We start from the raw sequence: 15,081 nt of genomic DNA, 5'->3' as shown, positions 1-15,081 counted from the left end.
CTATGATCATTTCCGGGGAACGTTCTACCATAATTCCCACTACACTATCAGGTTTTATTCCCTTTTCTCTTAATTTTCTGGCCAGTTGGTTTGCCTTTTCGTTTACTTCCTTATAAGTCAGCTGTTTATCTTCAAACACTACAGCAATATTATTGGGTGTCTTTTCTACCTGCTCTTCAAACAGTTGATGTATAGTCTTATCCTTAGGATACCGGACCTTTGTATCGTTAAAGTCATATAGTATTTTCTGCTTTTCTTCCTGTGAAAGCATATCAATTTCTGACAACCTTTTTCCAGGATAAACCGTTATCTCTTCCAGAACATTAAGGTAATGGGCTGCAAACCTTTCTACAGTCTCTTTCTTGAACAGCCTTGTGGCATATTCCAAATCAAATGCAATACCTTCCTGGGTTTCCCGAGCATTTAATGTCAAGTCAAATTTGGATATTCTAAATTCATTTGTATAGGGTATAAACTTAAGCCTATCTATCTTCAATTCTGATGAGCCGGTATTTTGCAATACAAACATAGTATCAAAAAGAGGATTCCTGCTCATATCCCTCTTTACATTAAGCTTTTCCACCAGTTCTTCAAACTGGTAGTCCTGATTTTCATAAGCCCTTATAGAGTTTTCCCTTACTTCCTTTAGAAACTCAGCAAAGGTCTTTTCTCCCTGGGGATAGTTCCTCATGGCTAAAGTATTTACAAACATACCTATTATGTCTTGTAAATCTGTATGAGGTCTTCCAGCTATAGGGCTTCCCACTATAATATCTTCCTGCCCCGTATACTTAGACAGCAGTATGTTGTATGAAGCAAGCAATGTCATGTAAAGAGTAGCCCCATTATCCCTTGCAAGCTTAATAAGTTTTCCCGTAAGCTCACTGCCTGCTTCAAAACGGATAAAACCTCCGTCAAAGCTTTGAACCGCAGGCCTTTGGTAATCTACTGGCATATTCAGCACAGGAATTTCTCCATTAAATTCCTGGAGCCAGTATTCCTCCTGCTTCTTTATTTTGTCCCCAGTAAATAGTTCCTTCTGCCAAACAGAATAGTCCTTGTACTGTATACGGAGGGAAGAAGGGTTATTTCCTCCATACATATCCATGAACTCATGTACCAGTATATCCATGGACGTACCGTCAGATATGATATGGTGCATGTCAAACATCATGACATGCTTGTCTTTTCCCGTTTTCACAAGGCCTACTCTTAGCAGCGGAGCAATTCCAAGATCAAACGGCTTTATAAATTCTTTTACGATTTCCCCCACTTTTTCTTCGTCAGATTCTAGATACACTACACTAAAACCCACAGGATCATTGATCTTCTGGACGGGTTCACCCTCTATGAAATGGAAAGATGTTCGAAGGGTCTCATGCCTATTTATAAGCTGTTGGAAGGTCTTCTGAAAAAGCTCCAGATCAATACTGCCTTCAACCAGCAAGCTGCCTGGCATATTGTATGCTGTCCCTGCTCCTTCAAACTGATTTAATATATACAGCCTTCTTTGGGCTGATGACATAGGGTAGTATTCCATCTCTTTAGCAGTTTGGATGGATTGATATATACTCTCCTTTGCTTCCTTCATATACCTTGCTATTTCCGCTATAATTGGAGCCTTAAATATTTCCTTAAGAGGCATGTCTATATTGAACTCTTTGTGAATTCTCGCTACAAGGCTTGTAGCCTTTAAAGAGTGTCCACCTAACATAAAGAAGTTGTCATTTCTTCCTATCTTCTTAATTCCAAGGATGTCTTGCCAAATCAGTGCAAGCTTCTCTTCAAATTCGCCTATAGGCGCTTCATACTCTATTCCCGTATTTATATTACCTTCGGGTTCAGGCAATGCCTTCCTGTCTATCTTGCCATTAGCTGTCAATGGCATTTTTTCAAGCTGCACAAAGTATGATGGTACCATGTATTCGGGCAGTTCTTTTAAGAGATGCTCCCTTAGTTCTGATATTGTCAGCTCATTTTCTCCCGCTATATATGCACACAGGTATTTACTGCCCTGATGGTCTTCCTTTGCAATCACCAAAGATTCCTCAATTGAAGGATGCTTTAGCAGTTGTGCTTCTATTTCACCAAGCTCTATCCTAAAGCCTCTTATCTTTACCTGGTGGTCTATTCTACCCAGGTATTCCATTTCTCCATCAGATAATAACCGGACCAGGTCTCCAGATCTATATAACCTCTCTTCCGGCTTGTACGGATTTTGAACGAACTTTTCCTTTGTAAGCTCCGGTCTTCCAAGATATCCTCTGCAAACTCCGTCTCCTCCTACACAAAGCTCTCCGGCTACTCCAATGGGAACAACTTTCATGTTCTTATCCATTACATATGTTGTAAGGGTTGGTATAGGCCTTCCTATGCTGCTCACATTAGATCTAATTTCTTCCTCTTCTATCTCTTTATATGTGACATGCACTGTTGTCTCGGTTATTCCATACATATTGATGAGTCTAGTCTGCGGGTACTTCTTTCTCCATTCCTTCAACAATGCAGGCTTTAATGCTTCCCCTCCGAATATGACATATCTTATCTTAAGTTCTTTTTCTTCATATGATACTTCTTCATTGGCTATATTATAGAAGGCTGAAGGTGTCTGATTTAATACGGTCACCTTCTCATTCCTTAGAAGTCTCAGATACTCTACATTGCTGCGTGCTGTCATTTTAGGAACTACCACCAATCTGCCCCCATATAACAACGCCCCGTACATCTCCCATACGGAAAAATCGAAACTCATAGAATGAAACATAGTCCATACATCATTTTCGTTAAAATCAAACTGCATTTTACTGTTAAATAACAGCCTTACTATGTTTCTATGCTCTATCATTGCCCCTTTGGGTTTACCTGTAGAGCCTGAGGTATATATTAAGTAAGCTAGATCGGAAGGTTTATTTACCTCCGATAAGTTATATTGTTCATCTGAATATTCCTGCTCATCTTCTAAATTTATTACTGTACCTATTGATGTATATTTGTCTATAAAATGTGATTGGGTCAACAGGATCACTGCCCGGCTGTCTTCCAGCATATGACTTATTCTTTCCTCAGGATAATCTGGATCTATGGGAAGATATGCCCCTCCTGCTTTTAATACCCCTAGGATTGCTACTATCATCTCAAGTGAGCGTTCTGCCAGAATACCTACGATACTGTCCGGTTTGACTCCTTTAGCCCTTAATACATGGGCCAACCCATTTGATTTTTTATTGAGTTCACTATATGTAAGCTTTTTACCCTCAAATACCACAGCTACATGATCAGGGTTCTTCTCTGCCTGCTCTTCAAAAAGCTGATGGATAGTCTTGTTTTTAGGATACTGTGCCTCTGTAGCGTTAAAGGTATATAGGATTTGCTGTTTTTCTTCCTGTAACAGTACATCAATTTCCCACAACCTTTTTTCAGGGCATGCCGTTATCTCTTCAAGAACGGTTATATAATGGGTTCCAAACCTTTTTATTGTCTCCTTCTTAAACAGCCTGGTACAATATTCAAGGTTAAATGTTATACCTTCTTGACCCTCTACCACTTCAAGCATAAGGTCAAATTTTGCCTTTCTGCCTTCCAGCCAGTTGTTGTATTGTTTGAAGTTTATACCCGATGCTGCAAATTCTGTCTTGTTTGAAGTGCGCAGTGCAAACATAGTGTCAAAAAGAGGATTCCTGCTCATGTCCCTCATGAGATTAAGTTTTTCTACAAGTTCTTCAAACTGGTAGTTCTGATTTTCAAAAGCCAAAAACGCATTTTCCCTTACTTCCTGCAAGAATTGGACGAAGGTCTTTTCTCCCTCAGGATAGTTCCTTATGGCCAAGGTATTTATAAACATACCAATGATACCCTGCAGGTCAGCATGGGGCCTTCCGGCTACAGGACTTCCAACTATGATGTCTTCCTGTCCAGTGTATCTGGACAGGAGTACGTTATATGCAGCCATCAGTACCATGTATAAGGTAGCTCCATTATCTGTTGCAAGCTTATTTAGTTTGACTGAAAGTTCAGGGTTTATTTCAAAGCTTACAGCATCTCCTTCAAAACTTTGTACCGCCGGTCTTGGATAGTCAGTAGGCATATCCAGTACCGGTATATCACCCTTAAATGTCTGGAGCCAGTATTCTTCCTGCTTCTTTATTGAGTCTCCGGCAAACATCTCCTTCTGCCATACAGAAAAATCCTTGTACTGTATCCGTAGTGGCAAAAGGGTCTTCCCTTGGTACAAATCCAAAAACTCACTCATAAGTATATTGACTGATATACCATCTGATACTATGTGGTGCATGTCAAACATCATAACACGCCTGTCTTCGTTCGTTTTTACAAGTCCTACTCTCAGTAATGGAACTTGGCTAAGATCAAAGGGCGTTATGAATTCTTTGACTATTTCTGCTGCTTTTTCTTCATCCAGTTCCAGGTACGTAATACTGAAATCCACGTAATCATGAACCTTTTGTACTGGTTCACCCTCAACCATATGAAATGATGTGCGCAGAGCCTCATGTCTTTTTACTAGCTCCTTGAATGCCTGTTCGAAGCGTACTGCATCAATGTTTCCTTCCAGCAGTACGACGCCTGGCATGTTATATGCAGTACCTGCTCCTTCAAGCTCGTTTAGTATATACAGCCTTTTCTGGGCAGATGACATAGGGTAAAATTCCTGCTCTCTGGCAGAAGGTATTCCAGAAAAGGCATTTGGCGTATATTTTGAAACATCTTTTCCTTTTTCTTTTAGCATCGTCTCAAATAGCTTTCTTTTTTCTGGAGAAAGAGATTCTATTCTTTTCATCAAATTATCCATAACTTCGTCCCTCTTCTCTATTTCATCTCTTTTAATTCCTATTTATAGATTTTCAATCATGCTTAAAATTTCTTCGATTTCCACTGTATCGTTAAGTCTATTTTTAATACTTTTTGCTATTGCCGAAATTGTAGGACCCATAAACACTTCTTTTAATGCAAATTCTATGTCAAATTCTTTATGAACCCTTGATACAAGATTGGTTGCCTTTAATGAGTCTCCTCCTAATTCAAAGAAGTTATCATTTACTCCAATCTTCTGGACTCCAAGGATTTGGCTCCATATCAGTACAAGCTTCTCCTCAATTTCACCGAATGGTGCAGCATAGTCTACCCCTGTATTAATATTTCCATCAGGGGCAGGCAGGGCATTTCTATCTACCTTGCCATTCGCTGATAAAGGCAGTTTTTCCAACTGTACAAAATATGAAGGGATCATGTAGTCTGGCAGATCTTTGGAGAGATACTCCCTTAATTCCGGTATTGTCAATTCACTTTCTCCAACTATATATGCACAGATGTACTTGTTCCCTTGGGGGTCTTCCCTTGTTGCTGCCACAACTTCTTTTATTGAAGAATGTTTTAGAAGCTGAGCTTCTATTTCTCCAAGCTCTATTCGGTATCCGCGGATCTTAACCTGATGGTCTATTCTGCCCAGGAATTCGATATTCCCGTCAGGCAGCCATCTTCCCAGGTCTCCTGTTTTGTACAGCCTTATCCCCTTTTCTTCTCTGAAAGGATCTTCAAGGAATACATGGGCTGTTTTTTCAGGGTCATTTAAATAACCCCTTCCTACACCTGTTCCAGAGACGCAGATCTCTCCTTTTACTCCGATAGGGCACAGGTTCATGTTTTTATCTGTTATATATAGATTCATATTTTGTATAGGCTTGCCTACAGGAATGTTCTCTCCTTCATGAGCAGCTTCCATAGTATATAGAGTAATATCGTCCGCTGCCTCTGCAGGTCCGTAGGCATTAACTACTTTAGTATTTGGACATAGGTCAAACCATTTCCTTACTATGCCGGATTTTACGGTTTCTCCCGTTATCAGCAAGTAATGAAGTTTTTCCGGTTTATTCCCTGTATTTTCCACATACTCAAGCATTAAAGCAAGGTATGAAGGTACCACCTCAAGGACCGTTATGCCATCTTCTATGATCCGATTCGTAAACCTTGCAACATCCTTTACTATTTCATCTGGATAGATGATAATTTGAGCTCCTATGGTTAGGGCTGCAAAGAACTGCCATACAGATACATCAAAGTATTGAGGCGAGTTCTGGGATATTATGCTGTTGTTAGTTATACAAAGTTCCTTTATTTCCGCATGGATGTGGTTTATCATGCCAAGATGCTCTATCATAGCTCCCTTTGGTACACCAGTTGAACCAGATGTATATATAACATAGGCCAAACTATTTATGTCTATATCTAGATCTAGGTTTTCGCCACTTTCAGCCTCAATCTCTTTTTCACACTGGTCAAGGTATATAATTCGGCCTTTATAGTTCTCACTAAGCTGCTGGGTCACATAATCTGATAAGGTCAACACATAGGCAGCTTTAGATTCCTTAAATATATCAAGCACCCTTTGTGTAGGGTATTTTGGATTTACAGGTATGTAAGCCCCCCCTGCTTTCCATATACCAAGTACCGATTCTACAAATAAGGGTCCCCTCTCCAGCATGACAACTACGGCTTCTTCTCTACCAGTGCCAGCCTTTAGCATGTACCTTGCTATCCTGTTTGCCCTTTGGTTGATCTGGCCATATGTAAATCTACGGCCTTCATACGCTACTGCTATATTGTCTGGACGTACTTTCGTCTGCTGCTCAAACAGGTGGTGTACCGTCAGGTGATGTTCAAATTCAACCTTCGTATCGTTAAAGCCGTATATTATTCGCTCCTTTTCTTCTTGGGATAACATATTGATTTCTGATAGTTTTTTTTCAGGGTTTGAGGTTATCTCTTCAAGGATATTAAAGTAATGCTGAACAAGCCTTTCTACCGTCTCCTTCTTAAACAGACGTGTAGCATATTCCATCCATAATATTATATTATGACCATCTGGTATCAACTGGAATGTTAGGTCAAATTTTGATGTTTTACTTTCAACCGGATATTTGGAATACTTTAATTCACCACGATGTTCCATAATATGCTCATCAGAAGGAACAATATTAAACATAACAGTAAATAAAGGATTTCTGCTTGAATCTCTCTTTACGTTAAGTTTTGTCACAAACTGATCAAACCTGTATTCCTGATTTTCATATGCTTCTAAGGAGCTTTCTTTTACTTCTTCCAAGAACTCAGTAAAGGCCTTATTTCCCTCTGGGAAATTCCTTAATGCCAGGGTATTTATAAACATCCCCAGTATTCTTTCAGTATCAAAATGAGTTCTTGCCGCTATAGGAGTACCAATAATTATGTCTTCCTGTCCTGAGTATTTATACATTAGTGTATTTAATGCCGCAAGAAGTATCATATACACGGTGGCTCCTGTTTGGGAGGAAAGTACATTTAATTTATCCATCAAATGACTGTCTAAATCAAATAGCAACCTATTTCCTTCAAAGCTTTGAAGGACAGGCCTAGGATAATCTGTAGGCATATCAAGGATAGGAATTTCACCCTTGAACCTATTAAGCCAGTATTCTTCCTGCTTTTTGTAAACCTCAGTGCTAAACAAGCCATTCTGCCACTGGGCAAAATCCTTATATTGCACCTCCATTGCCGGAAGGCTTTCACCACTTAATATAGAAACTATTTCATCAAAAGTCCTGATTATTGAAGTTCCATCCGAGACTATATGATGTACATCAAGCAAAAGTATTTGCCTGCTAGCATGGATTTCTATAAGACCTACTCTTATTAAGGGTGCTTTGCTTAAATCGAACGGTCTTACAAATTCATCGATTATTTTCTCTACTCCGTCTTCCTCAGACTCAAAATATTCTATAGTAAAATCAACTTCATCTTGTATCCTTTGCACAAGCTCCCCATCAATCATCTCAAAGGATGTCCTAAATGCTTCATGCCTTTGTATCAATGTTTTTAATGCTTCCCCAAGGGCAACCCTTTCAATCCCACCTTCAAATAAAATTCCCACAGGTATGTTATACCCAATGTTGTTACCCTCAAGATTATTAATGATATACATCATCTTTTGTGCAGATGAGGTTTCATAGTACTCTTTTTCAGAAACTTTAGGTATTCTTTCAAGCTCAGCCTTACCCATATTTAGGGAATCCTGTTCTGAAATCTTTCCCGATTCGTATAGCTTTGATATCATTTGCTCGGAAAGATCGTATATGCTGGAACCCTTAAGAAGTTCTACTATGGAAACAGGTGTTTTAAAGGCAACCTCCATCCTGTTTTTTATTTCGGTGGCCATTAATGAATCCATCCCAAAAACAGTTAGTGGTTGTTTGGTACTTAGATCCTCAGGATTATAACGCAAAACCTTCGCTACTATTGTTTTAATATGCATTTCAACGATATTCTGCCTGCTCTGTATTGGAGATGAAATAATATCCTCCAGGATATCAACATCCACCTTTGATTTATTTATATTCTCTTGTTGTCCTGACTCATCTTGCAAAAGAGTTTTAAGCACATGTGGAGAACTCATGGGTGAGAACCATTTTTCCCCAAACGTTTGCCACGAGAGTATAGGTAGAACCACAGACTGTGCAACAGCTTCTCCAACAAGGTGCTCCATAGCCCTAATTCCCTTTTCTACCGTTACAGATTCTATGGATTTTTGTATATAATACTCCGGATCACGTTCCATAAACCTTGCAGCCATTCCAACCTCTGACCATGGTCCCCAATTGATACTCAGTGCAGGAAGTCCTCTCGATAAACGGTAATGTGCAAGTGAGTCCAAAAAGGCATTCCCAGTTGCATATGCTCCCTGGCCTGGTGAACCAAATACAGAAGCAACTGAAGAAAATAAAATAAAGAAGTCAATAGGCCGTCCCTCTGTCATACGGTGAAGGTTCCATGCACCATTTACCTTAGGCGAAAGGACCCTATAAAAAGTCTCATCTTTACTAACCTCAAGAAATTGATCATCCGTAATACCAGCAGAATGTACAACACCTCGAATAGGAGGCCTTTCTTCCTTATCAAAATCTTTAAAAAATCCAGCAAGCTTTTCCTCATCAGTTACATCCACTGATCCAATATATACTGTTGCCCCCTGGGACTCCAGCTTACGAACAAACTCAATCCTCTCTGCAAGGCTGCTGCCTGGCTCTACATTGTTCCATTCAGAACGTTTTGGAAATTCTCCGCGTCCAAGCAGTACCAGATGTCTTGCTCCCTTGGCAACCATCCACTGGGCTGTAATCATACCTATGCCACCAAAAGCACCTGTAATAACATAACTTCCATCGGGGCGAAGATGTACGGGTACTTGATGCTGCATATCAATCCGCAGTTTATCGATTCTTGCTGCAAGTCTATTCCCATTACGGAAAGCAATTTGGTTCTCTCCATTACCTAAGACTTCTTTTAACAGCATTTCCATTTCACCCGCATTGGCCTCTATGTCAAGGTCTACAAGGCCTCCCCAATTTGAAGGCAACTCATGGTAACCTATGACGGTGCCAAGGCCCCATACCAACGACTGTAAGAATGCAGAATTTGGAGTAGCCCTGTTGATCATTTGGGCTCCTCTTGTAATAACCCACAGCTTAAAATTTAATCCCAGATTTGTGGTTGCTTGTACCAGGTGTTTTAATACAAACAGGTTTTCAAAACAAGCTTTTTCTATAGCTGTATTGCTAACTTCCTGGATCTCAAGGATATTGAGGCTCCACATATATACAATACCTGTTAGCTTCGTTTTAATTTTTGAGAATTCATCAAACAACGCTCTAAGATCCTCAATGCTTCGAGGGTTTATATATATCTCACGCTCTTCATACTGCCAACCAAAATTCTCACCAGGATATACCATAAAGCATTCTTCTCCCCTTTTTTCAAGGAGATTTGCCAGTTCTTTTCCTGCTGCTTTATGATCCACAAAAATAAGCCATGCTCCAGAGTTAGCAGCAGCTGTGCGGGTATCAACTTCTTCACTTTTTAGAAGCTCCCAGTTTATCTCATAAAGATAATCCTTAACTCTTCCAGCATCAGACCCTCCACTATTTCCAAGTTCCTTAGTTCTTATGCCCAGTATTTCGGCGATTAGATTTCCGTCCTCACTATATAGACGGATGTTGGCGTTCAAATTATTATCTTTCCTATCTACCATCTGCGTATGACAAAGCATGACAGGCTCCGGCCTTCCATAAAGCTGCACCCTGTCTATTCCTACAGGTAGGAATGATTGGCCTTCGTTATTTTCATCTTCATTAAGTGGTGCAACTGCCGCAATGGTAACCTGGAAACAGGCGTCCAATACCGCCGGGTGAAGACCGTAGATAGAGCTATCAATCTCCAGTATTTTAGGGATCTCGATCCTGCCAAGAGCTTCGTTATCACCTTTCCATATCTTGTCTATACCTTGGAAATAAGGACCATAATGGAAACCCATTTGATAGAAGGTTTTATAACATACTTCTTTTCCGTATTCTTTGGTACAATTGCCAAGTATTTGAATCAACTCATCTTTAGCAGTGATCTTTATGTTTTGCCGTTTTCTTATTGTGCCGGATGCATTGCATGTCCAAGTCTTATCTTGTCCCGGTATCCTGCTTGAAATCTCGAATTTTGCGGTTTTTGGATCCAAAACCACCTGCACCACAGGTGATACTCCTTGATTTAAAAATAAAGCATTTTCAAACTTTATATCTTCAACTGTATAAAAACCCTCTCCAAAATAGCTTCTGGCACAAGCCATTCCCAGCTCTACATACCCTGCTCCGGGGAAAACTTCTATACCTTGTATTTTATGATCAGAAAGATACGTCATATAGGTAGTATTAAGTTCAATCTCCCATATAGGGCTGGAAGTTTTCAAACGGCGTCCTAAAAACTTGTGCTTATTTTTTCCCTGCCTAAATTCACTTGATTCCTGCGTTTCCATCCAGTATTTATCCCATTGCCATGGATAAAGAGGGAGACTTACAAACTCACCTTGGTACCGGTAAATCTTGTTCCAATCTATAGGGTATCCCAGTGCATATAGATTCCCTAAGTTCTCCAGTATTGAAACCTGTTCGTTTTCATTTCTTTTTATAGAGAACAACTTCTTACCTTCAACGTTTTTAGCTGACAGACAATCAGAAATAGAAGCTGCTAAAACAGGGTGAGGGCCCACCTCAATAAATAAGTTATAATTCAACGAAATCATTTCATACATTGCTGCTTCAAAACGTACCGGCTCTCTTACATTTTTATACCAGTAATGTCCATCACACTCTGTACCCGTCAGCATTTTCCCTGTAACCGTGGAATATATCGGTATCCCGGCAGGCTGGGACTTTATTCCTTTTAATGCCTCCAATAGCTCCTGCTCATATGGTTCCATTTGGTAACTGTGATACGCTACATTGACCTTTAAAAGCCGCGCAAAAACCCCCTTATCCTGCAACTGTTTTTGGATCTGCTCAAGGGCATCAGGATCACCTGACAAAGTTACCGAATTTGGGCTATTGATTGCTGCCATTGAAACACCTTTTATGTTCTCATCCAGCAGGGCCACAACTTCTTTTTCTGGTAAACCTACCGCCAGCATTGTGCCCTTGTTTACTGCTTTTTGCTGTGCACGGCTTCTGTGAATACTTACCAACATGGCATCTTCAAGGCTGTAAATTCCTGCAACATATGTAGAAGCCACTTCTCCAACACTGTGTCCTACCACCGCATGGGGTATAATACCCAAGGATTTCCATACTTCAGTCAAACCCACCTGAACAGCAAAATTGGCAGGTTGAGCAAACTGGGGCTGGTCCAGACGTGAATTCTCCTCATCGGCGAGAAGTTCCTCCAGTAGAGACCATCCAGCATACTGACGTGTAAGTTTATCGCATTTTTCTATCATATTTCTAAACACAGGGTCTTTTTCAAGGAGCTGTCTGCCCATAGCCCACCATATGGGCCCCATACCTGTATATACAAAAACAGCTTTATTGTACTTTCCTGCCTCAACATTTCCCGCAGACATCCCCTGGCGTGCTTGTCCTTTAATATACGCTTCCAGGTTTCCTGCAAGTTCTTCCTTTGAAGATGCCGAAACCGCTAGTCTATAGTCATGATGGGTGCGCTTTTTGCTCATCATGCTTCCAATATCATATAAAGAAATACTTTCTCCACTTCCATTAATAAAATCAACATACTTTTGCGCATAGTTTTTTAGCGCCTTTTCTGAGCGCGCAGATATGGGAATCATATATGGCCATCCGGTATTTACATTAACTTCAGGAGTACCCTCTTTTTGGAGATCTGTAGCTTCCTCCAAGAGGATATGGGCATTTGTTCCTCCAAAACCGAATGAATTTATGCCAACCAATGCGGGTTGCGGCAAAGGCTCCAGGGTCTGAGGAATTCGTATACATAAATCGTCAAAGGGAATTTTAGGGTTTGGATTCTTAAAGTGCAGATGTGGAGGTATTTGCTTATGCTTTATGATTAGTGAAGCTTTTATCAGTGCGGCAACTCCTGCAGCGGCCTCAAGGTGGGCAATGTTTGTCTTAACAGATCCGACAATACACTTTTTATCTTTTGGCCTGTCTGTTGAAACCACTCGTGCTATTGCATTAGCCTCAATAGGGTCTCCAACCGGAGTGCCGGTGCCGTGAGCTTCAATATATGTTATATCTGAAGGTGATATTCCTGCCTTTTTGTATACCTCCTTCATTAAGTTTTCCTGAGCCTGCCCGTTTGGAACAGTAATCCCGTCTGTGTGGCCGTCCTGGTTTACACCCGATCCACTTATTACGGCATAAATCCTATCTCCGTCTTCGATAGCATCTGACAGGCGTTTTAAAACCACAACGCCGGCTCCTTCTCCTCTTGCATAACCGTTTGCACTGGAATCGAAAGTTTTGCACCGTCCATCGGGAGATAAAAAACCACCCTTACTTTCCGCTATGGTATACTCAGGTGTAGCTATAACACTTACTCCGCCTGCTATTGCGAGATTACATTCATTATTCAATAAACTCCCGCATGCAAGGTGTGTTGCAACCAAAGAGCCCGAACACGCTGTATCTACAGACAAACTTGGACCTCTGAAATCATATATATATGAAATCCTGTTGGACAACATTGTCATCATCATACCCGTTGCCGAATGTGTATCTAAACTTTCAACCGATTCGTTTTTAAATTGTATTGCTTGATAGTCAAGGGTGAAGCCCGCTACAAAGACACCGGTATTGGTTCCTGCTAGCTTGGCCGGATCCAAGCCTCCATCTTCCATTGCTTCCCATGATGTCTCCAGCATCAGTCTTTGCTGTGGATCAAGAAAGGCCGCTTCCCTTGGAGAAATACCAAAAAACAAAGGGTCAAACTCATCTATTTTATCTAAAAATCCACCATGACAGGTGTAATGCTTGCCTGGCTTTGATTTGTCAGGATCATAAAACTTTTCTAAATCCCAGCGGCCTTCGGGTAAATCGGAAGTCATATCTTTTCCCGCAGTCAATGCTTCCCAGAACTCCTCAGGCCCCCTTATTCCTCCTGGCAAACGGCATCCTATTCCTATAATGGCGATTTTATCCATAACTTTCGACCTCCAATACTTTATTTATATTCTCTTGAATAGCTTGTCTGATAATTGAACAACCCTGCTGCAAAAGTTCAAGCTCGATGGTTAACGGAGGCATAAGTTTTATAACACTGTCTTTTCTTCCTGCGCTTTCGATGATTAAACCGTTTTGGTAACATTCCTCTACTACTTTTTGCGTGATTCGCTCATCCTCCACATTGGAAAAATCAATACCCCAAATCAAACCTGCACCCCGAATGGTCAGGCCCTTATGTAATGACAAAATCTGCTTGGTTAAATATTCTCTTACAAATGCTTCCTTATATTTCACAGACTGTTCCAAATTATTCATTTCCCAATATTCCAACGCAGCTGTAGCTCCAATGAAAGCAAGCTGGTTTCCCCGGAACGTACCGTTATGCTCACCAGGCTTCCAGACATCAAGTTCCGGTTTCATCAGCAGAATAGACATGGGAAGGCCATACCCGCTGATTGACTTGGAAAGCAGTACAATATCAGGGATCATCCCGGCACGTTCAAATGAAAAGAACGGTCCGGTGCGTCCGCAGCCAACCTGAATGTCATCGCAAATCAGTAGAATACCGTGTCTGTCGCTAAGTTCCCTCAGCCTGAGCATCCATTCGGGTGAAGCTATATTTACGCCGCCTTCCGCCTGAATGGTTTCAAATATAATAGCCGCCGGTTTTTCGATTCCCGAGTGACCGTCGTTTAGAACGGCTTCCATGTATTCAATAGTATCGAATGAGTCAATTGGACTCTCGGAGTATGGGAAAAAGGTAACATCGGATAATGCTATGCCGGAGGAAGATCTTTTCTGAATGTTGCTGGTAACAGCCAGACTCCCCAGCGACATTCCGTGAAATCCTCCCATAAACGCAAATATACCAGTCCGTTTAGTGATCTTTCGGGCAAGCTTCAGCGATGCTTCTACAGCGTTTGTACCTGTAGGCCCGCAAAATTGAATTTTATAGTTTAACTTTCGGGGTTCCAATATGATCTGCGAGAATTTTTCGATAAATTCACGTTTCGCTTTTGTGTACATATCAAGCCCATGAGTAATACTGTCCGATTCAAGATAAGCGAGTATCTTTTGTTTGATGTATTCGTTGTTATGTCCATAATTTAAAGCTCCTGCTCCTGCAAAAAAATCAACAAATTTCTTTCCGGATTCTGAATAAATCAGTGCACCTTTAGCCCGGTCAAACACATCGTAGAAGTTTCTACAATATGCTCTTACGTTGGATTCATACTACTCAAAAATTTCCATACTCATAATTCCTCCCTTAAACTGAAGTTAGTGTTTAAACACTAACTTCAGTTTATTTTTCCGGCCCAATCCACATCCATGTTCTCTCCCGGCTTGTGGTGGATGTGCATCGTTGCCTTTGTCCTCCCCCGCCCACTCCCGGTATTACTTACAAAACTGGGTGTACATGTACGGTAGGATTGTAAAACCTGCAAGGGTGGAAAATAAATAACATCTTAGTTCTTACCGCCATAGCCCTTATAAGTAGCGTAAACTGCATCTGCATATTGATTGGCCAGAATAGGACGGCCATAAGAGTCTGTAGCTCCCGGATACCAGT

2 protein-coding genes and 1 pseudogene are annotated in these 15,081 nt (G+C 40.8%); all 3 read right to left on the bottom strand.

Annotation, left to right across the window (positions count from 1 at the left end; all coding sequences use genetic code 11):
* Positions 1-4,807: non-ribosomal peptide synthetase (locus LCF57_RS10480; RefSeq protein ID WP_226000643.1), on the bottom strand; the 4,807-nt coding region annotated here is incomplete at its 3' end.
* Positions 4,808-4,849: 42 nt separating this feature from the next.
* Positions 4,850-13,489, bottom strand: a complete 8,640-nt coding sequence (locus tag LCF57_RS10475; protein ID WP_226000642.1) for a non-ribosomal peptide synthetase/type I polyketide synthase — start codon at positions 13,487-13,489, stop codon at positions 4,850-4,852.
* Positions 13,482-14,741: pseudogene (ectB, locus tag LCF57_RS10470) on the bottom strand (diaminobutyrate--2-oxoglutarate transaminase); the annotation flags it as partial. The gene LCF57_RS10475 and the pseudogene ectB, both read right to left, overlap by 8 nt.
* Positions 14,742-15,081 lie beyond the last annotated feature (340 nt).

The sequence above is a fragment of the Paenibacillus sp. BJ-4 genome, from assembly GCF_020404765.1.
Taxonomy (GTDB): Bacteria; Bacillota; Bacilli; order Paenibacillales; family Paenibacillaceae; genus Paenibacillus.
Note: the sequence above shows the minus strand (reverse complement) of the source record. Positions and strands in the feature narration are given on the sequence as shown.